Annotated in this window: 22 protein-coding genes, 3 tRNA genes and 1 pseudogene; 17 read left to right on the top strand and 9 right to left on the bottom strand. The window is 67.3% G+C overall.

Features of this window, described 5'->3' with window-relative positions:
* The 10 genes and pseudogenes from INQ41_RS08315 (at window position 1) to kdsB (ending at window position 9,875) form a co-directional block, all read left to right on the top strand.
* The gene (locus INQ41_RS08315; RefSeq protein ID WP_193983550.1) at window positions 1–261 is read left to right on the top strand and encodes an FAD assembly factor SdhE; all 261 of its coding nucleotides are present in this window, start codon (window positions 1–3) and stop codon (window positions 259–261) included.
* 22 nt (window positions 262–283) lie between these two features.
* Window positions 284–658: a hypothetical protein gene (locus INQ41_RS08310; RefSeq protein ID WP_228076552.1), complete on the top strand. Its 375-nt coding sequence runs from the start codon at window positions 284–286 to the stop codon at window positions 656–658.
* Between the two features lie 6 nt (window positions 659–664).
* The gene (locus INQ41_RS08305; protein WP_193983546.1) at window positions 665–1,906 is read left to right on the top strand and encodes a lipoprotein-releasing ABC transporter permease subunit; all 1,242 of its coding nucleotides are present in this window, start codon (window positions 665–667) and stop codon (window positions 1,904–1,906) included.
* Window positions 1,899–2,618, top strand: a complete 720-nt coding sequence (gene lolD, locus INQ41_RS08300; RefSeq protein WP_193983544.1) for a lipoprotein-releasing ABC transporter ATP-binding protein LolD — start codon at window positions 1,899–1,901, stop codon at window positions 2,616–2,618. The genes INQ41_RS08305 and lolD overlap by 8 nt, the downstream gene beginning before the upstream one ends.
* Window positions 2,619–2,739: 121 nt before the next feature.
* Window positions 2,740–5,302, top strand: a pseudogene (locus INQ41_RS08295) (DNA internalization-related competence protein ComEC/Rec2); the annotation flags it as partial.
* On the top strand, window positions 5,196–5,852 hold the full coding sequence (locus INQ41_RS08290) for a MotA/TolQ/ExbB proton channel family protein (protein ID WP_193983542.1): 657 nt from the start codon (window positions 5,196–5,198) through the stop codon (window positions 5,850–5,852). The pseudogene INQ41_RS08295 and the gene INQ41_RS08290, both read left to right, overlap by 107 nt.
* A 6-nt stretch (window positions 5,853–5,858) precedes the next feature.
* Window positions 5,859–6,302 (top strand): ExbD/TolR family protein, encoded by a 444-nt coding sequence (locus INQ41_RS08285; protein WP_193983540.1) that lies wholly within the window; start codon window positions 5,859–5,861, stop codon window positions 6,300–6,302.
* Window positions 6,299–8,047 (top strand): lipid A export permease/ATP-binding protein MsbA, encoded by a 1,749-nt coding sequence (gene msbA, locus INQ41_RS08280; RefSeq protein ID WP_228076550.1) that lies wholly within the window; start codon window positions 6,299–6,301, stop codon window positions 8,045–8,047. Before INQ41_RS08285 ends, msbA begins: the two co-directional genes overlap by 4 nt.
* Window positions 8,044–9,072 (top strand): tetraacyldisaccharide 4'-kinase, encoded by a 1,029-nt coding sequence (gene lpxK / locus INQ41_RS08275; RefSeq protein WP_193983538.1) that lies wholly within the window; start codon window positions 8,044–8,046, stop codon window positions 9,070–9,072. Before msbA ends, lpxK begins: the two co-directional genes overlap by 4 nt.
* A 14-nt stretch (window positions 9,073–9,086) precedes the next feature.
* Window positions 9,087–9,875, top strand: coding sequence for a 3-deoxy-manno-octulosonate cytidylyltransferase (gene kdsB / locus INQ41_RS08270; RefSeq protein WP_193987288.1), 789 nt, complete (start codon window positions 9,087–9,089; stop codon window positions 9,873–9,875).
* Here the strand turns inward: kdsB and kch are convergent.
* Both kch and INQ41_RS08260 read right to left on the bottom strand, forming a co-directional pair.
* Window positions 9,872–11,101 (bottom strand): voltage-gated potassium channel protein, encoded by a 1,230-nt coding sequence (gene kch / locus INQ41_RS08265; protein WP_228076549.1) that lies wholly within the window; start codon window positions 11,099–11,101, stop codon window positions 9,872–9,874. The genes kdsB and kch overlap by 4 nt on opposite strands.
* A complete protein-coding gene (locus INQ41_RS08260) occupies window positions 11,098–12,318 on the bottom strand; it encodes a DUF445 domain-containing protein (RefSeq protein ID WP_193983536.1) in 1,221 nt (406 codons plus the stop codon). Before INQ41_RS08260 ends, kch begins: the two co-directional genes overlap by 4 nt.
* A gap of 315 nt (window positions 12,319–12,633) precedes the next feature.
* Between INQ41_RS08260 and uvrC the strand changes: the two genes are divergently transcribed.
* The 4 genes from uvrC to INQ41_RS08240 all read left to right on the top strand — a co-directional run bounded on the left by uvrC (window position 12,634) and on the right by INQ41_RS08240 (window position 15,389).
* A complete protein-coding gene (uvrC, locus tag INQ41_RS08255; RefSeq protein ID WP_193983534.1) occupies window positions 12,634–14,511 on the top strand; it encodes an excinuclease ABC subunit UvrC in 1,878 nt (625 codons plus the stop codon).
* A complete protein-coding gene (gene pgsA, locus INQ41_RS08250) occupies window positions 14,508–15,077 on the top strand; it encodes a CDP-diacylglycerol--glycerol-3-phosphate 3-phosphatidyltransferase (protein ID WP_193983532.1) in 570 nt (189 codons plus the stop codon). The genes uvrC and pgsA overlap by 4 nt, the downstream gene beginning before the upstream one ends.
* Window positions 15,078–15,115: 38 nt before the next feature.
* A tRNA-Gly gene (locus tag INQ41_RS08245) sits at window positions 15,116–15,191 on the top strand.
* A 124-nt stretch (window positions 15,192–15,315) separates the two neighbouring features.
* Window positions 15,316–15,389, top strand: a tRNA-Cys gene (locus tag INQ41_RS08240).
* Window positions 15,390–15,444: 55 nt separating this feature from the next.
* Here the strand turns inward: INQ41_RS08240 and INQ41_RS08235 are convergent.
* The 6 genes from INQ41_RS08235 to INQ41_RS08210 all read right to left on the bottom strand — a co-directional run bounded on the left by INQ41_RS08235 (window position 15,445) and on the right by INQ41_RS08210 (window position 22,318).
* Entirely contained in the window at window positions 15,445–17,697 is a 2,253-nt protein-coding gene (locus INQ41_RS08235; RefSeq protein WP_248285372.1) for a heavy metal translocating P-type ATPase, read from the bottom strand.
* A 130-nt stretch (window positions 17,698–17,827) separates the two neighbouring features.
* Entirely contained in the window at window positions 17,828–18,373 is a 546-nt protein-coding gene (locus INQ41_RS08230; RefSeq protein ID WP_193983528.1) for a DUF411 domain-containing protein, read from the bottom strand.
* Between the two features lie 13 nt (window positions 18,374–18,386).
* Window positions 18,387–19,448, bottom strand: coding sequence for a copper resistance protein B (locus INQ41_RS08225; protein WP_193983526.1), 1,062 nt, complete (start codon window positions 19,446–19,448; stop codon window positions 18,387–18,389).
* A complete protein-coding gene (locus INQ41_RS08220; RefSeq protein WP_193983524.1) occupies window positions 19,445–21,259 on the bottom strand; it encodes a copper resistance system multicopper oxidase in 1,815 nt (604 codons plus the stop codon). The genes INQ41_RS08225 and INQ41_RS08220 overlap by 4 nt, the downstream gene beginning before the upstream one ends.
* 129 nt (window positions 21,260–21,388) lie before the next feature.
* Window positions 21,389–21,781: a CopL family metal-binding regulatory protein gene (locus INQ41_RS08215; RefSeq protein WP_193983522.1), complete on the bottom strand. Its 393-nt coding sequence runs from the start codon at window positions 21,779–21,781 to the stop codon at window positions 21,389–21,391.
* Window positions 21,782–21,823: 42 nt separating this feature from the next.
* Window positions 21,824–22,318 (bottom strand): DUF305 domain-containing protein, encoded by a 495-nt coding sequence (locus INQ41_RS08210; protein WP_193983520.1) that lies wholly within the window; start codon window positions 22,316–22,318, stop codon window positions 21,824–21,826.
* Window positions 22,319–22,536: 218 nt separating this feature from the next.
* Here INQ41_RS08210 and INQ41_RS08205 point away from each other — a divergent pair.
* The 3 genes from INQ41_RS08205 to INQ41_RS08195 all read left to right on the top strand — a co-directional run bounded on the left by INQ41_RS08205 (window position 22,537) and on the right by INQ41_RS08195 (window position 25,690).
* Window positions 22,537–22,623 (top strand) — tRNA-Leu (locus INQ41_RS08205).
* Window positions 22,624–22,723: 100 nt separating this feature from the next.
* Window positions 22,724–23,977: a lytic murein transglycosylase gene (locus tag INQ41_RS08200; protein ID WP_193983518.1), complete on the top strand. Its 1,254-nt coding sequence runs from the start codon at window positions 22,724–22,726 to the stop codon at window positions 23,975–23,977.
* 87 nt (window positions 23,978–24,064) lie between these two features.
* Window positions 24,065–25,690 (top strand): FMN-binding glutamate synthase family protein, encoded by a 1,626-nt coding sequence (locus INQ41_RS08195; protein ID WP_193983516.1) that lies wholly within the window; start codon window positions 24,065–24,067, stop codon window positions 25,688–25,690.
* Between the two features lie 6 nt (window positions 25,691–25,696).
* On the opposite strand, the gene arsC is transcribed toward INQ41_RS08195, so the two are convergent.
* Window positions 25,697–26,047 (bottom strand): arsenate reductase (glutaredoxin), encoded by a 351-nt coding sequence (gene arsC / locus INQ41_RS08190; RefSeq protein ID WP_193983514.1) that lies wholly within the window; start codon window positions 26,045–26,047, stop codon window positions 25,697–25,699.
* Between the last annotated feature and the right edge of the window lie 78 nt (window positions 26,048–26,125).

Here is a 26,125-nt window from a genome sequence, read left to right as displayed (position 1 = left end):
ATGCAACTGAGCCCGGAAGATGAGGTCGAGCTGCGTCGTCTGCGCTGGAAGTGCCGGCGCGGCATGCGCGAGCTGGACCAGCTGTTTGGGCGTTATCTGGACCGCGAATGGCGGCAGGCGTCCGTAGCCGATCGGGCGGTTTTCCTACGCCTGCTGGGCTGCGAGGACGATAAGCTCTGGCACTGGTTCATGGGTCACGAGGTCGCCCCGGATGCCGAACTCGCAACGCTCGTCAGCGCCATCCGCCAGCTGCCGCCTTGAGTGGCGGCCATCGGCCTGGTTGATGGCCGCGCTGCCGCTCATGGCCGTGCTGGCCGCCCTCTCGCTGCTGGTCTCCGGTTTTCCCCGGGTAGTGACGTGGCCCGGCGCCGTCCTTGCTGTGGCATGGGGCGTACGTGAGTGGCGCCGCGAAATGGCGACTCCGGTCGTCGAAATCGAGATTGACGGGCCCATCGTGCAGGTCGACGACGAACCGGTCACCGACTTCCAGGTGTTCTGGCGCGGGCCTCTGAGCTTCGCGCGCTGGCGCGATGCGGAGCGGCGCGTGCATCGTCTGGCATGGTGGCCCGACACGCTGGACGCAGCCAGCCGGCGCGAACTGCGGCTCGCATTGCCGGCACAAACTCCTGCTCGCGGGCGCCGTTCGGTGGCACCATAGCGGGCTATGTTCAAACCCATCCCAGTAGCCATCGGCCTGCGCTACCTGCGCGCCAAACGCCGCAATGGTTTCATCTCTTTTATTTCGCTGGCCTCCATCCTCGGCATCGCCCTGGGCGTGGCGGCCTTGATCACCACCCTGGCGGTGATGAGCGGCTTCCAGCAGGAAATTCGCGACCGCATGCTGCAGATGGCCGCGCACGCGACCGTCAGTGCCTTCGGCGAACCGCTGGACAACTGGCAGCAGGCGGTCGACCTCGCGCTGACCGATCCGCGGGTCGCCGGAGCGGCACCGTATGTGGAAAAAGAAGCCCTGCTCAACGGACCGCGCCAGCAACCGGCGATGGTCCGCGGCGTGGTCCCCGCGGACGAGCGCACCGTCTCGGTTCTGGGCGACAAGATGGTGTCGGGCACGCTGGAGTCGCTGGCGCCGGGTGAGTTCAATATCGTGCTGGGGCGTGAATTGGCTGCGTGGCTGGGAGTCGGCGTCGGCGACAAGGTGGTCATGACGATCGCCGAGTTCAACAGCACGCCGGTCGGTGCGATGCCGCGGGTCAAGCGGTTCACCGTCAGCGGCATCTTCGAGGTCGGGTACAACGAATACGACCGCAGCATGGCGTTCACCAGCATGTCCGACATGCAGCGCTTGATGCGCCTGCAGGACGGGGTGACCGGGGTGCGCCTGCGCCTGGTCGACATGAACCAGGCCTGGGATGTCGCCCGCGACCTGGCGTCCAAGCTGGGCGGCCTGCAGGTCAGCGACTGGACCACCGACAACGCCAACATGTTCCGCGCGCTGAAGATGGAGAAGACCCTGATGGCGATCCTGCTGTCGCTGATCATCGCGATGGGCGCATTCAACCTGGTCTCCTCCCAGGTGATGCTGGTCACCGACAAGCAGGCCGATATCGCGATCATGCGTACCTTCGGCCTGTCGCCCAAAGGAGTGATGCAGGTGTTCATGGTGCAGGGCAGCCTGATTGGCGTGATTGGCACCGTCCTGGGCGTGGTCGGCGGCATCGTGCTGACCCTGAACCTGGAGAACATCCTGTTTGCGATCGAGCGGGTGTTTGGCGTCAGCCTGCTGCCGGAGGATGTCTACTACATCACCGGGCTGCCGACCGACCTCAAGCCGGAGGATGTGCTCGCGATCACCGCGGTGGCGCTGGTGATGGCGTTCCTGGCCACGATCTATCCAGCCTGGCGTGCCGCGCGCACCCCTCCGGCAGAGGCGCTTCGCTATGAATGAGCCTGTCTGGCAGCCCGGCGATGACGTGGTCCTCGGATGTACCGGCCTGGGCATGGTCTATGCCGAAGGCAAGATGCGCACGCCGGTATTCGACGGCCTCGGGCTGGAGGTCCGCAGGGGCGAGACCGTCGCCATCGTCGGCGCGTCCGGGGCAGGCAAGAGCACCTTGCTGCACCTGCTTGGCGGGCTGGATACGCCGACCGCCGGCGACGTCTACGTCGACGGGCACTGGATGAGTGCGCTGTCGGATACGGCGCGCGGGCAACTACGCAACCGGGCACTGGGGTTCGTCTACCAGTTCCATCATCTGCTGCCGGAGTTCACCGCGCTGGAGAACGTGATGTTGCCGGTGCTGTTGGGTGGCGAGAAAGTGGCCACCGCGCGCGATCGTGCGCGCGACCTGCTGGAGTCGGTTGGGTTGGGGCACCGCCTTGAGCACAAGCCGGGTGAACTCTCCGGCGGTGAGCGTCAGCGTGCGGCGGTGGCGCGCGCGCTGGTCAACCGCCCGGCCTGCGTTCTGGGCGATGAGCCGACGGGCAACCTGGACGAGAAGACCGCCGCGCACGTGTTCGACCAGATGCTGGAACTCAACCGCGAGCACCGCACCAGCCTCGTCCTGGTGACCCACGACCGGCGTCTGGCCAGCCGGCTGGACCGGGTGCTGGAACTGCACCAGGGCCGCCTGCGCGAACTGGTGGCAAGCGACATGTAGGCACTCCGGCGCAGCGTGCTGGTGCGCCGGCCCAGCGACAATCTTCACCACATGGAAGTACGCCATGAGCAATGCGGCAGGGACGCCGCCGTCCAGTCCAAGTATTGACGCCGACGATGGAATGCCCGCCGGCCCCGGCGCAGGCGCGGTTGGCGGTGATCGCGTGGCGACGCGGCAGGCACATTCACGTCCACTTGGCGTGCCAGTGGCGGGCGGGCTGCTCGCGGGTGTATCGCTGGCCTTGTGGCTGCCCTGGCTGGCGCCGCTCTGGCTCTTGCTGCTTGCCCTGACCATTGGCGTGCCAGCGTGGTGGCGGCCCTGGCGAGGGCGTTGGCTGGGTGCGTGCCTCGTTGGTTTCGCCCTCGCAGGCGTGCACGCCACCCATGCCTTGTCTGTCCAGCTTCCCGCGGATTGGGAGAAGCGCGACGTGGTGGTTTCCGGACGGATCATCGAGCTGCCGCAGCATCAGCCGCGGCGCACCGCATTCGCGCTCCGGGTCGATCGCGCGAGCGACCAGTCCGAGCCTTTGCGCGGCCGGCTGCTGAGACTGTCGTGGTTCGACGAACGCGACGGCACGGGCACCGGACGTGAGCGGGTCCAGGCGGGTCAGCGCTGGCAGATGACCGTGCGGCTGCGCGCGCCGCGCGGCCTGCGAAATCCGGGCGGGTTCGACAGCGAAAAGCACGCCTTCGCTGGCCGGGTGACTGCCACCGGATATGTCCGCGATCCCGGGCAGGCGCACCTTCAGCAGGCAGGAAGAGGGATCAACGCCTGGCGTGGCGCCATGTCGCAGCGCATCGCGGCGTCCGTCGCCCCCGAGTCGGCGCGCTTCCTGTCCGCCTTTGCGCTCGGCGATACCCGCGGTCTGGACGATGAGGACTGGCACGTCCTGCGTGCCAATGGCCTGAGCCATCTGGTGGCGATTTCCGGCATGCACGTCGGAATCGTCGCCGGATTCTTCGCGCTGGCGATGGCTGGGGTGTGGTGGCTGTTCCCTGGTCTGGGCCGACGCGTTCCGCGCCCAATGGCGGCCGCCATCGGCGGTCTTGTCGGAGCGGTTTTGTATGCAGCGGTGGCAGGGTTCGCGCTGCCGACAGTGCGGACGGTCCTGATGGTGGCCGTGGTCGCCGGCATGCGCATCCAGCGGCGACGCTCCACGACGCTGGAGGTGCTGGCTTTGGCGATGATCGCGGTGCTGATCGTCGACCCGTTGTCGGCGCTGACCGCGGGGTTCTGGCTGAGCTTTTTCGGTGTCGCCTGGCTGGTCTGGTGCCTGCCGGAGGCCGGTCGCCGTCCTCTGCGCGACCTTGTATCGGCCCAGGGCGTGGCCACCATCGGCCTGCTACCCCTCACGGCCGTGCTCTTCGACCAGGCCTCGCTCGCAGGACCGCTGGCAAACCTGGTGGCGGTGCCGTGGTGGACCCTCGTGGTCGTGCCGCTGTCGCTGGTGGGTACATCGCTGGAATTGCTGCACGCCGGATGGGGGCTGTGGGCCTGGGACGCAGCCGCGCGGTGCTTCCAGCTCAGCTGGCCGCTTTTCGACACGATGGCCGCGAGCGATAGAGCCCTGTGGTGGCTGCGCGAGTCGCGCTGGTATGCCCTGCCACTGGCCCTGGTCGGTGCGTTCTGGCTGCTGCTGCCCCGCGGACTGCCCGGGCGTCCGCTGGCGTTGCTGCTGTGGCTGCCCCTGTTGTGGCCCGCGCGCGACCTGCCTGAGCCCGGCGAGGTGGACATCCAGGTGCTCGACGTGGGGCAGGGGTCCTCCGTGCTGGTCCGCACGAGCGCACACACGCTGCTGTACGACATGGGCCCGTCGACTCCGGACGGTTTCGACAGCGGCGAGCGCGTGGTCATTCCGGCCATGCGCGCGCTCGGGGTCGCGCGACTGGCCCGCGCGGTGGTCAGCCATGCCGACAACGATCACAGCGGCGGGTTCGAGGCGGTGCGCAGCCGTACCGGCATCGATATCGCCAACGCGCCGGAAGACTCCGGCATCGCCGCCACGCTGCCGTGCGTCGCTGGCGAGCAGTGGGAATGGGACGGGGTGTCGTTCCGTTTCATGCACCCGCCGCCGTACTTCCCCTACCTTGGCAACGACGCCAGTTGCGTGCTCCGGGTCACCGGAAAATACGGCACCGCGCTCCTGCTGGGCGATGTGGGCAACGTCATCGAGCGCGATCTGGTCCGCCGCAGCCGGCTGGATGAGGCGTCGTCGATCAAGGCCGAAGTGGTACTCGTGTCCCACCACGGCGCCGCCACCGCGTCCGATCCGGCGCTGGTGGAGGCGAGCGGGGCACAACTGGCGATCATGTCCAGCGGGCATGGCAACCGCTACGGCCACCCGCGCGCCGAGGTGACCCGACGCTGGCAGGACGCAGGCGCTGCCACGCCGGACACGGCGCAGGACGGGGCGATCCGCATTCGCATGGGAAAAGCCGGCATCGCCGTGGAAACGCGACGGGCCGCACGTCCACGGCTGTGGGATGCGGCCCGGCGCGAGAATAAGACCCTGGTGGAGGCTGCGGCTGGGCTATCCTATCGACCGGATTGAATCGGCCCCAGGCCGGAGGTTGGCGCGTGCTGGAACTGGTCAAGGCGGGTGGATGGCCGATGATTCCTATCCTGATGCTGTCGGCGCTGGCCGTGGCGCTGATCGTGGAGCGCGCCTGGACGCTGCGACGCGCGCATGTCCTGCCACCCGGTCTGGGCAACGAAGTCCGAACCTGGGCGAGTGGCGGAGCGCTCGACCCGGCCCACATCGAATCACTGCGCGCGACATCGCCACTAGGCGAATTGCTGGCCGCCGCGCTGGACGTGCGTGAGCGCCCGCGCGAGCAGATCCGCGAGCGCATCGAGGATGTCGGCCGCCATCTGGTGCACAAGATGGAGCGCTACCTCAACACGCTCGGCTCGGTGGCCTCCGCCGGCCCTCTGCTTGGTCTGTTCGGCACCGTGGTGGGCATGATCCAGCTGTTCCTGGGAATCCTTGATCACGGCATCGGCGACGTGAACCAGCTGGCCGGCGGCATCGGCAAGGCGCTGGTCTGCACGGCCGCCGGCATGGTGGTCGCCATTCCGGCACTGATGGCGCATCGCTGGTACCGCGGCCGCATCGCCGGTTACATCGTCGAGATGGAACACGAGGCGATCCAGTTGCTGGACACCCTGGAAAACACGCGCCCCGCCGCGCCGGCGGTGAAAGCGCAGCTGCGCACGCCCGCCCTGGTGGACTGACCGTCCATGCGCATCCGCGACCATCGGGCCGATGACGAGCCGGAGATCAGCCTTGTTCCGCTGATCGACGTGATCCTGGTGATGATCATCTTCTTCGTGGTCACCGCCACGTTCGACGCGCGCTCGGTCATCCAGCTGGAGCTGCCGCGCGCGACCGGCGAGCAGGTCGAGGCGACCCAGCCGCTGGTGGTGCTGGTCAATGCGGACGGGCGCTACTTCGTCGATGACCGCGAGGTGCTGCGCAACGACGTTGATTCGTTGAAAGCCACAATCTCGGAAGTCGCGGGCGCGGAGCGCGAGCGCCCGGTGATGCTGCGGGCCGATGCGCGCACGCCCTACCAGGCCGTGGTGACGGTGTATGACGCGCTGGGCCAGCTGGGCTTCCGCCGGATCATGACCGCCACGGCCACGCCGGAAGCGGATGCTGCCGCCCAGGATCCGATCCAGTGACCGAAGCCACCTCGCCCTGGCAGATCTACCGCCGGTTGCTGACCCTGTCCAGGCCCTATCGCGCCCTGCTCGGGGTCGGCCTGGTGGGCATGGTGATCGAGGCGCTGGCCGGCGGCGGTTTCACCTGGCTGATGCGCCCGATCATCAACCAGACCTTTATTGCCAGGGACGCCGCGGCCAGTCTGGTGCTGCCGCTCGCCATCGTCGGCCTGTTCGTGGCCCGCGGCATTGCCGGCTACCTGACCGACGTCAGCATGGCGCGGGCGGGCCGCAGCATCGCCCGCGACCTGCGCGTGCAGGTGCTCGGCAAATACCTGCGCTTGCCCGGCCAGCGCTTCGATGCCGAGCCCGTCCCCTCGATGCTGGTCAAGCTCAGCTCCGACAGTGACCAGGTCGCGCAGGCCGCCATCGATGCAATGAAGGTCATGCTGCAGCAGTCCCTGCAGGCCATCGTGATGGTCGGGGTGATGCTGTGGACGAGCTGGCAGGTCACCATCCTGATCCTGATCCTCGCGCCGCCGCTGGGGTGGGTGATGGACAAGGTCGGCCGGCGCTATCGGCGGGTCAGCCACCGCATCCAGGAAAGCGGCGCGCAGCTGCTGCAGTCGGCCGACCAGGCGCTGGCGAACCAGCAGGAGGTCAAGGTCTACGGCGCGCAGGGCGTCGAGCTGGAGCGCTACACCGAACAGGCCAACCACCATCTGAAGCTGAGCATGAAGGTGGAGTCGACCCGCAGCATCTCCTCGGCGCTGGTGCAGCTGATGGGCGCGGTGGGCCTGGCGATGCTGCTGTTCTTTGCCGGCCGCGAGGCGCAGGCGGGCCGGATGGACGCGGGCAGCTTCGTGGTCCTGATGACCTCGATGATGGCCATCATCCCGGCGCTGAAGCAGCTCACCAACGTTCAGGGCATGCTCCAGCGCGGGGTGGCATCCGCGCAGCGCCTGTTTGACGTCATCGACGCCGACGACGAGCCCGACGCGGGCACCCAGCCCCTGCAGCGCGCCCGCGGCAAGATCGAATTCCGCGACGTGTCTGCGCGCTATCCCGGCCAGGCCAGCAATGCACTCAGCGATGTCAGTTTCACCGCCAGGCCGGGCACGGTCACGGCGATCGTCGGCCGCTCCGGGAGCGGCAAATCGACGCTGATCAAGCTGATCCCGCGCTTCTACGAGGTCGAGTCCGGCCAGATCCTGATCGATGACCAGCCGCTCGACGCCTACCGGCTGGCGGACCTGCGTCGGCAGATTGCGCTGGTCGGCCAGCACGTGATGCTGTTCGACGGCACCATCGCCGCCAACGTGGCCTACGGCGAGCTCGAGCAGCCGCCGGCGGACCGCCTGGAGGCGGCCATACGCGGTGCCAACGCGACCGAGTTCGTCGAGCGGCTGCCGGGCGGCGTCAACAGCTCGATCGGTGCCAAGGGCAGCAGCCTCTCGGGCGGCCAGCGGCAGCGCCTGGCGATTGCCAGGGCGATGTTGAAGGACGCGCCGATCCTGATCCTTGACGAGGCAACCGCGGCCCTGGATACCGAGTCGGAACGACTGGTGCAGGACGCTCTGGAGCGACTGATGCCCGACCGCACCACGCTGGTGATCGCCCACCGCCTGTCGACCATCGAACACGCCGACCAGGTGCTGGTGCTGGACGAGGGCCGGATCGTCGAGCGCGGCACCCACCACGAACTGCTGGCGCGCGACGGTCTGTACGCCCACCTGCACCGCATGCAGTTCCGGGAGCCGCAATGAGTACTGGTCCCGCGCGGCGGCGCGAGCATCAGCCGGCGTACTGGTACAGCGACCTGCCGGTGCCGCTGTTCGCGCGCGCCCTGGCGTGGCTGTACGGCATCCTGACCGGGCTCCGGCGCTGGTTCTATCGCGTCGGCCTGTTGCGGCGTCGCCATCCGGGTGTCCCCGTCCTGGTGGTGGGCAACATCACCGCCGGCGGCGCCGGCAAGACGCCGTTGACCATCGCGCTGGCGAACCGGCTGCAGCAGGAGGGCTGGACGCCGGGCATCGCCAGCCGCGGCTACGGCCGCACCGACGCGGGATCGCCGGTGTGGGTGGAGGCGAGCACCGCGCCGACCGTCGGAGGTGACGAGCCGGTGCTGATGGCGCGCCGCACCGGCGTCAAGCTGCGCGCCGACCGGGACCGGGCGGCAGCGGCGGCGGCGCTGGCAAAGGCCGGCTGCGACATCATCCTGTGCGACGACGGCCTGCAGCACTACCGGCTCAAACGCGACATCGAGATCGAGGTGGTCGATGGCGCACGCCGTTACGGCAACGGCCGCCTGCTTCCGGCCGGGCCGCTGCGCGAGCTGCCGCCGCGTGGCGATGCCTGTGACTTCCGGGTCATCAACGTCGCCAACGCGCCGGCCAGCGACGTCAACGGCACCGGGTTCGGCGAGTGGCCGATGCGGCTGGCCAGCCACGATGCCGTCCCCGTGTTGGGGGGCAGGCCGCGTCCGTTGGCCGCTTTTGCCGGCCACCGCGTGCACGCCGTCGCGGGGATCGGCAATCCCGAGCGTTTCTTCGCGATGCTGCGGGCGCTGGACATCGCGGTCGTGCCGCATGCCTTCGCCGACCACCATCGCTATCGCGCCGAGGACTTCCAGTTCGGCAGTCCGCTGCCGGTCCTGATGACCGAGAAGGACGCGGTCAAGTGCGCGGGCTTCGCGACCGACGCGTTCTTCAGCGTGCCGGTCAGCGCGGAGCTGCCGGAAGGGTTCTGGGTGTCGCTGCTGGACCGGATCGGGCAGGTGGGCAAGGCATGAGCCGGGCGACCGGCATGAGAGCGGATAACGCTCTCGACTTCGTTGTCGCGATCCCGGCACGGCATGACGCGACCCGGCTGCCCGGCAAGCCGCTGCGCCTGATCGCGGGCGAGCCGATGGTGCTGCACGTCGCCCGGCGCGCGCTGGCGGCGGGAGCACGCGAAGTCTGGGTCGCGGCCGATGACCTGCGCATTGCCGAGGCGCTGGAGGGCGCCGGCGTGCAGGTGGCGATGACCTCCACCGCGCACGCCTCCGGCACCGACCGGCTTGCCGAGTGCGCGCGCATCGCCGGCTGGAGCGAGGACACCATCGTGGTGAACCTGCAGGGTGACGAGCCGTTCGCACCCGCGGCGGGGATTCGCGCGGTGGCTGCATTGCTTGCCAGCAGCGGCGCGGAAATGGCGACCCTGGCGGCGCCGATTGATGAGGTCGGTACCCTGCTGGACCCGAACGCGGTCAAGCTGGTGCGTGCCAGCGACGGCGACGCGCTCTACTTCAGCCGCGCGCCGGTGCCGTGGCCGCGCCAGGCCTTTGCCGCCGATCGCACGCGGATGCCTGAAGGCGGTCCGTGGCTGCGACACATCGGCATCTACGCGTACCGGGCCGGATTCCTGCAGCGTTTCGCGGCCATGCCACCGGGTCGCCTGGAGCAGATCGAGCTGCTGGAGCAGTTGCGCGTGCTCGAGGCCGGGCACCGCATCGCCGTGGCGCTGACGCCCGAGCCCTTCCCGCCCGGCGTGGATACGGCCGAGGACCTTGCCCGGGCCGAAACCCTGATGCGGTCCGTGGGTTGGACGCGCTAGACGCCCGCAGCTTCATCCTTGCGCTGGAACACGTGCTTCATCACGAAGTCCGGGGTCACTTCCTCGCCGCTGAGCAGCATCGCGGTCAGTTCACCGCCCAGCACCTGCGGTGAGATCACCACGTCGGGCTGGGCCAGCTTGACCCGGCTCAGGTGCCTGGCGTCGTTGACGGCGGCCACGGTGCGCGCCGTGCCGCCGAGCTCCTTCACCGCAAGGATCACGAAGGCGTTCTCCGAGTCGTCCACCAGCATCGCCAGCACCGCCTCGGCGCGGTCTGCGCCGGCCTCGCGCAACACCTCGGTACTGCTGGGATCGCCGATGACGATATCCATCTCGCGGCTGTCGCTGTCTTCGGGCGGCGCGCGCAGCAGGCGGGTCACCTTGTTGCCGCGGCGCGCGAGTTCACGCGCGGTATTGATCGCCAGCGAGCCGCTGCCGATGACGACGAAATGGTCTTCCCGTTTCATGCGTGTCCCCTTTTGCGTAACGATGCGTTTCAGGCTGTTGCTGACCATCGGCGCGATGACGGCGGTCAGGGAGGTCGCGAACACCGCCACGCCCAGCACGATCACCGAGATCGTGAACAGCTTGGTTTCCGACGTCTGCGGCGTGATGTCGCCGAAGCCGACGGTGCTCATCGTGACCATGGCGTAGTAGAGCGCGCTGACCAGATCGGTGATCGGCGGGTCGAAATCGCCGCCCAGGTAGTAGGCGCCAAAGGTCGCGTACATCAGCAGCATGACCACGGAGGTCACGGCGAACAGGGTGCTGGCGGCAACGCTGCTGCGGTCGAACTGCCGCCAGGCGATGAACAGTGCCAGCAGCATGACCACGAAGTAGGCCAGCAGCATGTGCGAACGGGCCTGTCCCAGCAGCAGGCTGGTGACGCCGGTGAGCGCGAACAGCAGCGCCATGCTCCAGGCCAACCGGGAGCGCGACAGCAGGCCTCCGGCCATGATCAGCATGCCGCCGCCGATCAACAGTCCCGGCAGCCGCTGGGGGCGGACGGCGAAGTGGCCGTCCAGCATTCCGTACAGGTAGGTCCGCCAGTCCGCGCCGAAGTCCAGGCGCAGCAGCAGCACACCGCCGATGGCGAGGGCCAGTGCGAGCGGAACGTGCGGAAACCAGCGCTCGCCGTGCAGCACGGAGTACCAGCGGCGCATGAGTGCCCGCATCCGTGCGACCGGTCGCACCGCGATCCTGCCGGCGGGGTCACCGGCGATCATGCGAGCCACTCGATCAGGCGGACCGTCGCGTACAGCAGTCCGCCGATGAGCGCGCCGATCGCGGTGCCGTTGTAGCGGATGTACTGCAGGTCGCTGCCGACGCTCAATTCCAGTTCGCGCACCAGCTCGCGGGTGTCCCAGCGCTCCACGCGTTCGACGATGAAGTCGCGGATATTGCCGCGATACTTCTCGATCAGCGGGCCGAGGGTGTCCAGCACCCACTGGTTCAGCCAAGCCTGCACGGCTGGATCGCTGGCCAGCTTGTCGCCGACCGCGCGCGACGCGTCAGACACCTTTCCCGCGATCGCCGAGTCGTGTCGCTGCAGATCATCGCGCACCCAGTCCAGCACCTGGATCCAGGACTCGCGCAGATAGCGCGCCAGCGCCGGATCATCCAGCACCCGGTCGCGCAGCGCCGAAACCTTGTCCTGCAGCGACGGATCCGTGCGCAGGCGATCGATGAATGCGTCCACGTAGTTGTCAAAGCGCTGGCGCAGCTCGTGTTCCTGGTCCTCGGCCATGTCGGTGATCAGGTCGCTGACACCGGCGATGATCCTGGCCGCAAGCTTCTCCGCCACGGCGTCATCGAGGCGGGTCAGCCGCAGCACCGACCACAAGCGCGGCGAGATCTTGCCGGCGATCAGGTGCTGGGTGTCTTCGTTGGCGAGCAGGTCGCCGACATCGCGCAGGACGCTGTCCAGCAGCGCCTGGTGGCGGCGGTCCTGGGTCATCACCTCGAGCAGCTGGCTGCCCAGCTCGGCGATATCAGCGCGCTGCAACTGCTCGCGGACCAGTCCCAGCAGGAACCGATGCAGTCGCTCGCTGTCCATCAGCTGCAGCAGGTGGGGCGCGACGCTGACCACGAACGCGCCGATCCGGTCCGCGTGCACCGGATTGGCCAGCGCGGTTGCCAAGCGCTGGCCCGGGTTGAACTCCTCCACCCGCCGCAGCACCTCGCCGCTTTCCAGGAAGTGGTCGCTGATGAAGTTCGCCAGCGAGCGGCCCAACGCCACCTTCTTGTTGGGAATGATGGCGGTGTGCGGAATCCAGCGCTGTCCCAGCGGGTGCCGGAACAGCGCCACCACCGCGAACCAGTCCGCCAGGCCGCCGACCATCGCCGCCTCGGCCATGGCCACCAGCAGGTCGAAACCCCAATGCGGGTGGGTGATCCGCAGCCAGGTGCCGATGCCGAACACCGCCGCAGCGACGGCAAGCATGCTGACGGCGATGCGTTTACGACGTGCCAGCGCCGCTGCGCGGGGCTCGCCGGCAAGCCTGGCCGGCGGCGGAGGCGGGGGGTCTGGTGCGGGCGGTGGCGGATCGGGTTCGGCTGTCATCGTTGGGCGGGTTGTCCTGGTTGCGGGTGCTGACGGGCCTGCCGGGGCTTGCCCTGACGCATAATCTGCCCCATCCATGGAGTGCATGCTTACCCCTTCATCCTTTGCCCTTTGCAATGAGCCGCGCGAGCTCGTGGACAGCATCCGCACGTGTGCCGGGACTGGATTGCCATCCAGCACGATGAGCCCGGTGGCATGAAACAGGCAACTCCCGCGTTCGATGGCAAGGCGTTCGCCAGGACATTGAGCACTGCGCCGGGTGTGTACCGGATGATCAGTGCCGATGACAAGGCGCTGTACGTGGGCAAGGCGAGCGCGTTGCGGAGCCGTGTCTCGAGCTATTTCAACGCGACGCCGAAGTCGGCGCGGATCATGTCCATGCTCGCCCAGACCGCGCGCATGGAAGTCACCGTCACCCGCACCGAGACGGAGGCGCTGATCCTCGAGAACGAGCTGATCAAGTCGCTAAGACCGCGTTACAACGTGCTGCTGCGCGACGATAAAAGCTACCCCTATGTCCTGCTGACCAACGAGGAATGGCCGCGCATCGCGATGCATCGCGGGCCGCGCTCGGTGCCGGGTCGGTATTTCGGTCCCTACGCCAGCGTCGGTGCCGTGCGCGACACGCTCAACCTCGTGCACAAGCTGTTCAAGCTGCGCAGCTGCGAGGACAGCGTGTTCGCCAACCGCACCCGACCGTGCCTGCAGTACCAGATCGGGCGCTGCAGCGGCCCCTGCGTCGGCCTGGTCGACGCGGACGCCTACGCCGAAAGCGTGCGCCGCGCCGTGCTGATGCTGGAAGGCCGCAGCGACGAGCTGACCGACGAGGTGGGCCGCGCCATGGAGGCCGCCAGCGCTCGCCTGGCCTTCGAGGAGGCGGCGCGCCTGCGTGACCTGCTCGGCTCCATCCGCACGCTGCAGGCACGTCAGTACGTCGACGGGCGTGCGGCCGACCTGGACGTACTGGCCGTGGCGATGCAGGGCAGCGCGGCCTGCGTGATGCTGCTGGCCTTCCGCGATGGTCGCAATCTGGGCACCCGCTCGTTCTTCCCGCGCACCAACGGCAGCGAGAGCGCCGAGGAAGTGCTGGCGGCGTTCGTCTCCCAGTACTACGGCGAGCATCTGCCGCCGGGGGAGATCGTGCTGGACCGCGATATCCCCGATCGCGAGTTGATCGAGGCCGCGCTGTCGCACGCCGGGGATCGGCGCGTGCAGCTGCGCTGGAACGTGCGCGGCGACCGTGCCGGCTACCTGGGCCTGGCACGCCGCAACGCCCAGATCACCCTGGCCAGCGAGCGCACCAGCCACGCCGCCCAGCTCGCACGCGCCCAGGATCTGCAGACGATGCTCGGCATGGACGAACTCCCCGAGCGCATCGAATGTTTCGATATCAGCCACACCATGGGCGAGGCGGCGGTCGCCTCGTGCGTGGTGTTCGACGCCGAAGGGCCGGTGCGTGGCCAGTACCGGCGCTTCAACATCGCCGGCATCGAGCCGGGCGATGACTACGCCGCCATGCACCAGGCGCTGAGCCGGCGCTTCAAGCGCGCCATCGCCGCGCAGGGCAAGCCGGCCGGAGTGTTGCCCGACATCCTGTTGCTCGACGGCGGGGCGGGGCAGGTCGCGCAGGCGCGGGCAGTGCTGGACGAGTTGGACATCCACAGCGTCGTGCTGGTGGGCGTGGCCAAGGGTCCGGCCCGGCGTCCGGGCGATGAGGACCTGCTGCTGCCCGACGGGCGCACGCTGCACCCGGGCGCCGACTCGCCGGCATTGCAGCTGGTCCAGCAGGTGCGCGACGAGGCGCACCGCTTCGCGATCACCGGCCACCGGGGGCGTCGCCAGAAAGCACGCAGTTCGAGCCGGCTGGAGGATATTCCCGGTATCGGCCCGCGTCGACGCGGTAACCTGTTGCGGCACTTCGGCGGCCTGGGTGGACTCAAGGCGGCCGGGGTGGAAGAAATCTCGCGGGTCGAGGGCATCAATGCCGCTTTGGCCGAGCGTATCTACGCAAGCTTGCACGGGCTGGAAGAGGCGGGCGGCGCGCCGGATGACGGCACACGGAGCAACGGATGAAGTTGACGGTACCCACCATGCTGACCCTGCTGCGGATCGCGCTGATCCCGGTGCTGGTGGTCGTTTTCTACCTGCCGTTCAAGTGGACGAGCCTGGCGGCGGCGGCGATCTTCGCGTTTGCCTCGTTCACCGACTGGGCGGATGGCTGGATCGCGCGTCGCTACAACCAGTTCTCCGCGTTTGGCGCCTTCCTCGATCCCGTAGCCGACAAGTTGATGGTCGCGGTGGCCCTGATGCTGACGGTGCAGAAGCATCCCACCGTCTGGATGACCCTGTGGGCGGCGGTGATCATCGGGCGCGAGATCGCGGTCTCCGCGCTGCGCGAGTGGATGGCCGAGCTGGGCCAGCGGGCGAAGGTGAAGGTCGCCACCCTGGGCAAGATCAAGACCGTCGTGCAGATGTTGGCGCTGGTGTTCCTGCTCTACCAGAAGCCCCTGTTCGGCTTGCCCATTTTCACCATCGGCGAGTGGTTGCTCGCGGCCGCGGCATTGCTTACGCTCTGGTCCGGTTTTGCGTATCTGCGAGCCGCGTGGCCGTCGATGAAAGAAGATTCACGAGGCAGTTGACAGTTCTGTCTGCATGCCTACAATAGTCGGCTCAGTCAGCGGGAATAGCTCAGTTGGTAGAGCACGACCTTGCCAAGGTCGGGGTCGCGAGTTCGAGTCTCGTTTCCCGCTCCAAACATGGCACCACGGTACGCCGGGGTGGCACCGAACAAGGCCCCGGTTTCGGGGTTTTGTTTTTTCAGGGGATTGCCCAGTGCAACTCCCGCCGCAAGGGTTATCCTTGTGGCACACGTCATCCGGCCGGGTGGCAGAGTGGTCATGCAGCGGACTGCAAATCCGCGTACGCCGGTTCGATTCCGACCTCGGCCTCCATTGTTAAACCCCTGACTCGTCAGGGGTTTTTTTATTGGCCGCGGGAAGCGCCCGGTCAGGCCTTTTTAGTGCCCAGACGCAGCGCGTTGGCCACCACCGACACCGAGCTCAGGCTCATCGCCAGCGCGGCGATCATCGGACTCAGCAGCAGGCCGGTGAACGGGTACAGCACGCCCGCGGCGATCGGCACGCCCATCGCGTTGTACATAAACGCAAAGCCCAGGTTCTGCTTCATGTTGGCGACGGTGTCCCTGGAGATCGCCAGCGCCCGCGTGATGCCGCGCAGGTCGCCTTTCACCAGCGTCACTTGCGCGCTGGACATCGCCACGTCGGTTCCGGTGCCCATCGCGATGCCGACGTCGGCGCCGGCGAGGGCAGGAGCGTCGTTGATGCCATCACCGGCCATCGCGACCTTGCGGCCTTCGGCTTGCAGCTTCTGCACCAGTTCAATCTTGTCCTGCGGGCGGACCTCCCCGTGTACCTCGTCGATGCCGAGTGTTTCCGCGACTGCCTTGGCGGTGGTGACGCCGTCGCCGGTGGCCATAACGATCTTCAGGTCCGCCTCGTGCAGCGACTTGATGGCATCGCCGGTGGTCGCCTTGATCGGGTCGGAGACCGCGAGCAGGCCGGCCAGGGCCCCGTCGACCGCCAGGTACATGACGCTGGCGCCTTCCCGGCGCAACGCTTCGGCCGGTTTCGCGAGCACCGACGCATCCACGCCGACCTCGTCCATCAGCGCGGTGTTGCCAATCGCCAGGGTGGCGCCGCCGACCTTGCCGCGTACGCCGATGCCGGTGGACGACTCGAACGCCTCCGGGGTTTCCAGCGTCATCTCGCGCCGGCGCGCCTCGGCGACGATCGCATCCGCCAGGGGATGCTCGCTCCCCTGGTCGAGGCTGGCGGCCAGGCGCAGCACGTCGTCCTCCGTGAAGCCTTCGGCCGCCAGGGTCGAGTGGAACGCCGGGCGTCCTTCGGTCAGGGTCCCGGTCTTGTCGACAATCAGGACGTCGATCTTGCGCAGGTTCTCGATGGCTTCCGCGTCGCGGAACAGCACGCCTTCCGCGGCGGCGCGGCCGGTCGCCACCATGATCGACATCGGTGTCGCCAGCCCGAGCGCGCAGGGGCAGGCGATGATCAGCACCGAGATCGAGTTGACGATCGCAAAGGTCCACGAGGGCTCGGGGCCGAAGAATCCCCAGACGACGAAGGTCGCAATGGCAATCGCGATGACCGCCAGCACGAACCAGAACGAGACCTTGTCGGCCATGCGCTGCATCGGCGCGCGCGAGCGTTGCGCCTGGGAGACCAGCTGCACGATCTGCGAAAGGACGGTCTCCGAGCCCACTTTTTCCGCGCGGATCACCAGCGCGCCGCTTTCGTTGAGCGTGGCGCCGATGACCTTGGAGCCGGGGCTCTTCTCGATCGGGATGGGCTCGCCGGTGAGCATCGACTCGTCCACGTTGGAGCTGCCCTCGATCACCTCGCCATCCACCGGTACCTTCTCGCCTGGGCGGACCCGCAGGCGATCGCCAACGTGGACGTGGCTGAGCTCGACATCCTCTTCCGTGCCGTCATCGTTCAGCCGGCGCGCGGTCTTCGGGGCGAGTCCCAGCAGTGCCTTCAGCGCCGTGGAGGTCTTGGACCGGGCGCGCAGCTCGAGCATCTGGCCAAGCAGCGTCAGCGAGATGATCATCGAGGCGGCTTCGAAGTAGACCCCGACCCGGCCGTGCTCGTGGAACGATTCCGGGAACAGATCGGGTGCCAGCGTGGCCACGACGCTGTAGCCGAACGCCGCGCCCACGCCCATGCTGATCAGCGTCCACATGTTGGGACTGCGGTTGCGGACCGACTGCACGCCGCGCACGAAGAACGGCGCGCCTGCCCACAGCACCACCGGCAGGGTCAGCGCGAATTCGATCCAGGTGCGCGTCTCCACTGACAATGCGGGGAAGCGGTGGCCAAACATGGCCAGCACCATCACGACGACCGAAAGTGGCAGGGTCCACCAGAAGCGCCGGCTGAAATCACGCAGCTCAGGATTTTCCTCATCGTCCAGACCCGGCATTTCCGGTTCCAGCGCCATGCCGCAGATCGGGCAGGTGCCGGGTCCTTCCTGACGGATCTCGGGATGCATGGGGCAGGTGTAGATCGCCCCTTCCGGTGCTGGCGGGGCGGCGTCTTCGGCTTGCGGGTCAAGATAGCGTGCCGGATCAGCGATGAAGCGCTCCCGGCAGCGGGCCGAGCAGAAGTGGCGGGTCGTGCCTTCGTGCTCGGCGTGGTGTGCGGTCGTCTCAGGATCCACCTGCATGCCACAGACCGGATCGGTGACCGCGCTCCCCTCAGCGGAGTCCTTCTGGTGATGGGGGTTGTTCATGGGTCCCTCCCGGGGCGGCGATGGCGATGGCAGGATCTGCGAGGCTGGGTGTGTGCGGCGCGGCTCAATCCCCGTGGCGGGAAAACTCCGACGTGGTGCCGTCGTTGGCGACCAGCTCGACGACATAGGGCTGCACGCGTCCGTCGGGGAGCTCCATGCCCGGCGAGCCGGCCGGCATGCCGGGCACGACCAGGCCCTTGGCATCGGGGCGCTCGGCGAGCAGGCGCTTGATGTCGTCGGCGGGGACATGGCCCTCGACGAAATAGCCGCCGACTTCCGCGGTGTGGCACGAGCCCTTGCGGTAGGGGACGCCAACGCGCTCCTTGATGGGATTGAGGTCTTCGGTATTCACAACCTCCACCGTGAAGCCGGCCTTCTGCATGTGTTCCACCCACAGGTGGCAGCAGCCGCAGCTCGCGCTCTTGCTGACGACCATCATCGGCAGCGCCGATTCGTCCGGGACCGAAGTGTGGACGGCGGTTTGCGATGGGCTTGTGGGTGTCGCTGCAGTAGCCATCGCGGGATTGTTGTCCGGCGCTGCGGCACACGCCGTGAGCGCATGCACGGAGGCGAGGGCGAGGGTCAGGAAGACGAGTCGATTGCGTTGCATGATCGGTGCTCCATTAGAACCAGATGCGCACGCCCGCTACCAGGCGGGTGTCACGGGTGTCCTCGCCGTCTGCGCGGCGAAGGTCGGCGGTGTTGCCAAAAACACGTTCGTGGGCCACCCCCACATACGGGGCGAACCTGCGATTGATCTCATATCGCAGGCGCGCTCCGGCTTCCACCGAGCTCAATCCGGAACCGACGCCGCGCTGAGGATCGTCCTTGCCGAACGCGGTGATCTCGACCAGGGGCTGCAGGATCAACCGGTTGGTCAGCAGCAGTTCGTATTCCGCCTCCAGGTTGGCTGCGGTCTGGCCGGAATCGCCTACGTAGGCGGTGGCCGAGACGTCGAATTTCATCGGGGCCAGACCCTGCACGCCGAACGCCGCCCAGGTCTGTGAGTCGCCCGGCTGGAAGTCGTGCTTGATGCCCGCCAGGACATCCCACCACGTCGACACGCTGCGACCGTAGAAGACCTCCAGTTCCGCCGCATCGGTCCTGCCGCCGCTGCGCTCGACTTCGCTGCGCAGCCAGAGTCGATTGAGGTCGCTGCCAATCCAGGCTTCGCCCTCCCAGGCCTGGCCGGTTCCCGGGTCAGCGTCCCACGCCTCCAGCCGGTTGAAAACGACGTAGCTGTTGATCTCCGGCGCGTGTTCCATTGGCCGGTGCAGCACCGGGAATGCGGCCGCGCGATCGATGTCGGTTACGGCAGGAATCGGCGTGATCGGCTCGCTGTTCGCCGCTTGCGCCCCATGTCCCATGGTCGAGTGATCCATTGCGCCATCGTCTATCGCGGCGTGATCCATCGAGCCGTGGTCCATCGCATCGTGCCCCGTGGCCGCGTGATCCGTGCCTTTTTCGGGGGAGGCGCTTTTCGGAGTCCCATGCCCAGAATGATCGACTGGCGCTGACTTCTTTTTGGCCTTTTTCGCCGGCTGGGCCGGTTGGTTGGCGTCGTTTTGGGCGACAGGTGCCGGTGTCGACGCGTCGTGACCGTGATGGTGCTGCGCACCGGCGGTGCCATGCAGTGCCAGACCCAGCGCGAGTGCCAACCCGGCGGGAATATTTACGCGGCTCATTCCTCGACCCTCACTTCGCGCATCATTCCGGCTTCCATGTGGTAAAGCAGGTGGCAGTGGAAGGCCCAGCGGCCCAGTGCGTCGGCGCGGACGCGGTAGCTGCGCTTGGTGCCCGGCGGGATATCCACGGTGTGCTTGCGCAGGTGGAAATTGCCGTTCTCGTCCTCCAGGTCACTCCACATGCCGTGCAGGTGGATCGGGTGGCCCATCATGGTGTCGTTGACCAGCACGATGCGCATGCGCTCGCCGTAGTTGAGTCGCAGCGGTTCGACATCCGCGAACTTGAGCCCGTCGAACGACCAGGCGAACTTCTCCATATGCCCGGTCAGGTGCAGCTCGACCTCGCGGCTGGGCTCGCGGCCGTCGGGATCGTCGAACAGGCTCTTCATGACGCCGTAGGTCAGGACCTTCCGGCCGTTGTCACGCAGGCCCATGCCCGGATCGTCCAGCTTCGGAGCCAGTGACATCGCCTGCATGTCGACCAGCGGGTTGCCGGTCTCGCTGGCAGGATGCTGCTGCATGCCGTCGGCCGAGTGGTCCATGCCGGCCATTGCACTCATGTCGTGGCCGGAATGGTCCATGCCAGCGTGTCCGCCATCGGCCGGGCTCGCCGCTGCACCCGCGCTGCCACTGCCGTGATCCATGCTGCGGTGATCCATCCCACCATGTCCCATGTCGTCCATGGTCAGCAGGGGCCGGGGATCCAGCGGTGGCACAGGCGGCTGCAACCCTTGCCGCACGGCCAGCGTGCCGCGCGCGTAGCCGGTACGGCCCATGTCCTGGGCGAAGATCGCAAACGCGTCCGCACCGGACGGCTCGATCAGCACATCGAAGGTTTCGGCCACCGCAATGCGGAACTCGTCGACGGAAACCGGGTGGATGTACTGCCCGTCGGCGGCGACCACGATCATTTTCAGGCCCGGGATACGCACGTCGAAATAGGTCATCGCCGAGCCGTTGATGAAGCGCAGCAGGACTTTTTCGCCGGGCTTGAACAGGCCGGTCCAGTTGCCCGACGGCGCGGTGCCATTCATCAGGAAGGTGTAGGTGTGGCCGTTGATGTCGGAGATGTCGGACGGCGTCATCCGCATCTGTCCCCACATCCTGCGGTCCTGCAGCGTCGCCGACAGGCCGTCCTCGCGCACGTCGCGGACAAAGTCGCCGACGGTGCGCTGATAGTAGTTGTCGAAGCTGGAGTCCTTCTTCATGCGCCGGAACAGCGCGGTGGGATCCATGTCGGTCCAGTCCGACAGCAGAACCACATGCTCGCGATCGTAGTGATACGGCGCCGGAGCACGCGGTTCAACGATGATAGGGCCGTACAGCCCGGCCTGCTCCTGGAACATCGAGTGGCTGTGGTACCAGTAGGTACCGGACTGCTGCAGCTGGAATTTGTAGGTGTAGGTCTCGCCGGGAGCGATGCCGTCGAAGCTGAGGCCCGGAACCCCGTCCATGTTGGCTGGCAGCAGGATGCCGTGCCAATGGATGGAGGAATACGCATCGCGCAGCCGGTTGGTCACACGCACCGTCACCGTGTCGCCTTCGCGCCAGCGCAGCAGCGGAGCCGGCAAAGTGCCATTGACGGTGACGGCGGGCCGCGCGCTGCCGGTGAAATTGACCATCGAGCCGCCAATGGACAGGTCGAAATCGGTGCCGCTGAGGGTCTGCAGCCCCGGTGCCTGGCCTGCGGCGGCGAACGCGGGCAGCCGCCAGAGGCCCATGCCGGCAGCGAGGCCGCCAGCGGCCAGGCCCGTGACGAAACGTCGTCGGGAAGGCGCCGCCGGAGGCCGGCCGGAAGAATCGGTAGACATGGATCACTCCGCGAATTCGGATAAGTCGTGGTCCGCGCAAAAGCGGAATCGCTCGACACTTGCCGCCACCGCGTCGAGCACGCGCGCATGGAAGGCAAATGGAAACGGCCGCCGCGCGGGCGACCGGACTTAACCGATCGGAGGTCGGTATCGACCCTGCAGCACCGGCGCCGCGTGGTCGGAGATCGTTTGGTGGTCGACCAGCACCTGCGGCGCCAGGCGCCAGGCCTGCGCCGGTACTGTCACGGTCCACAGCATCCCTGCCGGGCAGGCCGCGTCACACGACGAGTCCTCACAGCAATCTGCCGCCAGGGAATGGCTGTCGCAGGCTGCGCCGGCAAGGTCAGGTAATGCCCGCTGCGCGTGACCAGCGCAGTCCTCGTGGTCATCCGTGGCGGACACCGCATCGGCCATGCCGACGTGCTGCACATGCATCTGCGTCGCAGCCACGGCGAGTCCCGATCCATTGAGGACCAGCGCCAGGCAAAGCAGGACACGCAGTAGCAGGTGTGGGATTGGCATCGCTGTCTACTTTAAAGCAAAGAAATGACGCCCGCGCCGCAGCTATTCAGGCTGCACCGGCGGCAGGTCCGGAGCACCCTTCGGCACCGGGTTGGCCTCCAGGTCCTTGATGAGCGTCTTCATCTCGTCGATCTCGCGGACCTGCGCCTCGATGATGCCGTCGGCAAGTTCGCGCACACGCGGATCGCGAATGTGGGCGCGGCCGCTGGTGAGGATGGCGATCGAGTGATGCGGAATCATCGCCCGCATGTAGGAGACGTCGTCCACGGTCTCCTGGCTGCGGACCAGCCACAAGGCAAGCGCGAAAACGGCCACGCTGCCGACCAGAATGGCGACGTTGGTTGCGGCGCTCTCATACATCTTGAGCATGAAGAGCAGCATCACGATGGCCATGGATGCTCCCATGACGATCGCCATGTAAAGGCGGGTCTCGCTGAAGAAGATGTGGTCGGTCGCGTAGGTGTTGAGGTACATCAGGATGAACATCACCACCGTGGACGTGGCGATCATGGCGCCGAACTTCATGTACTTGGACATCGATGATTCCCTCCGGGTGTGGGCCGGTTTGGTGCCGGCGGGCGTCAACAAATACGGCAGGTTGGAATGCCCGTATCACGGACACTGTCTCGCCCCAACCGGTGCGCATCCCGTGAAACACCGGTGCCGCGAAATCGGCAAACCGCCGCATGAGCGGCCGAAAGTTCTCGGAGCCGAGCCGCGTCCGTACAATGACGTTGCTGCAGCGCGCCTCCTCAGCCCGGATGGCGGAACTGGTAGACGCAACGGACTTAAAATCCGTCAGCCGCAAGGCTATCCGGGTTCGATTCCCGGTCCGGGCACCACGTCGCAGCGTCGGATGCGGCTTGCTGAACCGATCCTCGCGCCGTTGCTGCCGGACGATGCGAACATGGGCGCCATCCCCCGACTCTCGCGATGCTGCCCATGTCCCGTTCCCGGTCTGTTTCCTGTGTGCTGGCTGCGCTCGGCGCGCTCGCTCTTCCGCTGCAGGCGTCTGCATCGCCTGCCAATGAGTCCTATGACAGCGCTGCTTTCGATCGCTGCATCGCCGGGGTGCGCACGCAGGCGCTCGGGGCCGGCATAAGCGCTGCGGTATTCGACCAGCACGTTGGTACCGTGACCCCGGACGTGTCGGTGCTGCCGCTGCTGGACAGCCAGCCCGAGTTCAAGACGCCGATCTGGGACTATCTCGCAGGTCTTGTCGATGCGGAGCGCGTCCAGGACGGGCAGGCGATGCTGCGCGAGCACGCCGCCACGCTGAAACGGGTCGAGAGCCAGCACGGCGTGGACCCGGCGACGGTGGTCGCGGTCTGGGGCGTGGAAAGCAACTTCGGCAAGACCTTCGGCAAGCGGCCGTTGCTGACGTCGCTGACTACGCTCTCGTGCATGGGCCGCCGGCAGCCGTTCTTCCGCGGCGAGCTGATCGCGACGCTGCAGATCGTCCAGGCCGGCGACGTGGCGGCGGACAATTTGGTCGGCTCCTGGGCAGGCGCCTTCGGGCACACCCAGTTCATGCCGTCCACCTACCGGCGCATCGCGGTGGACTTTGACGGCGACGGCCGACGCGACCTGGTCGGCAGCGTTCCCGATGCGCTGGCTTCCACGGCCAACTATCTGAAGCGCTCGGGCTGGCGCACCGGTGAGCCCTGGGGCTACGAAGTGCGGCTGCCAGCCGAGTTCGACGCGTCGGTTGCCGGGCGGACCTCGCGCAAGCCGCTCTCGTTTTGGACCGGCCGTGGCGTCACTCGCATGGATGGAGCGCCGCTGACCGGATCGGACAAGGCGACGGCGCTCATGTTGCCGGCGGGCAAGTCGGGGCCGGCGTTCCTGGTGTTCAAGAACTTCGACGCGATCTACTCCTACAACGCGGCGGAGAGCTACGCCTTCGCGATCGCGCTGCTGAGTGACCGCCTGCGCGGGCAGGGCGGACTGGTCACCGCATGGCCGACCGATGATCCGGGGCTGTCGCGCCTCGAGCGCCGCGAATTGCAGGCGTTGCTGCTGCAACGCGGTCACGATATCGGCGAGGTCGACGGCATGATCGGCAGCGCCAGTCGCGCCGCGATCAAGCTTGAGCAGGAGCGCCTGGGCATGAGCGCCGACGGACGCGCGGGGCAAAAGATCCTCCGCGCGCTGCAACGGGCGACCGGCGGCCCTGAGGTCGGCGCGCATGGTTAAGCGCACCAAGGCATCAACCGGGTCTCCACCGCTGCCGGTTATCCTCGTGGCCTGACCTGAACCATCCGACCTGACCGGACCACCCGCATGCTGCGTTACCTGCCGTATTTCCTGAGCATCCTGTTGACCGTGCTGACCGGCCTGCTTGCCGTGCTGGTGGCACCGGGATGGGGCTGGGCGGCGCTGGTGTTTGGCTGCATCGCTGCCTTGGGTACCGCTGACGTCCTGCAACGGACCAGCGCGTTGCGGCAGAACTATCCGGTGATCGCGCACTTCCGCTACGGCCTGGAATCCATTGGTCCGGAGATGCGCCAGTACTTCATCCAGGCCGATACCGCCGAGGTGCCGTTCTCGCGCCTGCAGCGCGCGCTGGTCTACCAGCGTGCCAAATCGGTCAACGACACCCGCCCGTTTGGCACCATGCAGGACGTCTACGCCAACGATTACGAGTGGATCAACCACTCGATGGCGCCCGTGCCCCATGGCGATCCGAACTTCCGCGTGCTGATCGGCCCCAATACCGCGCAACCGTACCTGGCCAGCGTGTTCAACATCTCGGCGATGAGCTTCGGCTCGCTGTCGGCCAATGCCATCCGCGCCCTCAACAAGGGCGCGATGATGGGCGGCTTCTACCACGACACCGGCGAGGGCTCGATCTCGCCCTACCACCGCGAACACGGCGGCGACCTGGTCTGGGAAATCGGCTCGGGCTACTTCGGCTGCCGCAACCCGGATGGCAGCTTCAACGCCGAGCGCTTCGCCGCCAACGCCACCGAGCCGCAGGTGAAGATGATCGAGATCAAGCTGTCCCAGGGCGCCAAACCGGGCCACGGCGGGGTGCTGCCGGCGGCGAAGGTCACGCCCGAGATTGCCGTCACCCGCGGTGTCGAGGCGGGGGTTGAGTGCGTGTCTCCCGCGCGTCACAGCGCGTTCTCGACCCCGGTGGAACTGCTGCAGTTCGTGGCGAGGCTGCGCGAGTTGTCCGGCGGCAAGCCGACCGGCTTCAAGCTCGCGATCGGCCATCCGTGGGAGTGGTTCGCGATCGCCAAGGCGATGCACGAGACCGGGTTGCTGCCAGACTTCATCGTCGTGGATGGCGCAGAGGGCGGCACCGGCGCGGCGCCGGCGGAGTTCATGAACCACGTCGGCGTGCCGATGCACGAGGCCCTGATGCTGGTCCACAACACCCTGGTCGGGCTGAACCTGCGCGACGACATCCGCCTGGGTGGGGCGGGGCGGATCATCAGTGCGTTCGATATCGTGCGCACGCTGGCGATGGGCGCGGACTGGTGCAACTCGGGGCGCGGCTTCATGTTCGCGGTGGGCTGCATCCAGGCCCAGAGTTGCCATACCGATCGCTGCCCGACCGGCGTGGCCACCCAGGATCCGGCGCGCTGGAAGGGCCTGGACGTGACCGACAAATCGATCCGCGTGCAGGGATTCCACCGCAACACGCTCAATGCCCTGCGTGACCTGCTGTGCGCGGCCGGCCTGAGCGATCCCAGGGAGGTCGGGCCCGAACACATCCTGCGGCGGGTTTCGCCCACCGAGGTGCGATCGCTGGCGGCGCTGTACAACTTCCTCGAGCCCGGCCAATTGCTGTCCGGCATCCCCGACCACGCCGTGTTCCAGTCCTACTGGGCGAGCGCGCGCAGCGACTCTTTCGACGCGCCGCAGCAGGTGATGTCGATGCGCGAAAGCAAGGCGCGCTGAGCGCCGTCAGAGGATCTGCAGCACGTTCTCCGGCGGCCGGCCAATCACGGCGCGCCCGTTGTGGACGAAGATCGGGCGCTCGATCAGGCGCGGGTGGGTTGTCATCGCCTCGATGATCTCTTCATCGGACTTGCCCGGATCGGCCAGGCCAAGTTCGGCGTACTCGATCTCGCCGGTGCGCAGCAACGCGCGCGGCGGCATGTCGAGCATCTCCAGCAGCGAGCGCAACTCGCCGGCATCGGGCGGGTTGTCCAGATACAGGATGACCTCGGGCTGGATGCCTTTTTCCTCCAGCAGCTCGAGGGTACCGCGCGACTTTGAGCAGCGCGGGTTGTGGTAGAGGCGGGTGTTTTTCATGACGGATCCGTTGAGATGATCGGAGAATCATCCTAGCGTCGCAGTCGTTGCGCTGACATCGCCTTACGTTCAATCCGT

It is taken from the genome of Lysobacter ciconiae, assembly GCF_015209725.1.
Lineage (GTDB): Bacteria > Pseudomonadota > Gammaproteobacteria > Xanthomonadales > Xanthomonadaceae > Novilysobacter > Novilysobacter ciconiae.
This window is presented reverse-complemented; position numbering and strand designations above follow the sequence as displayed.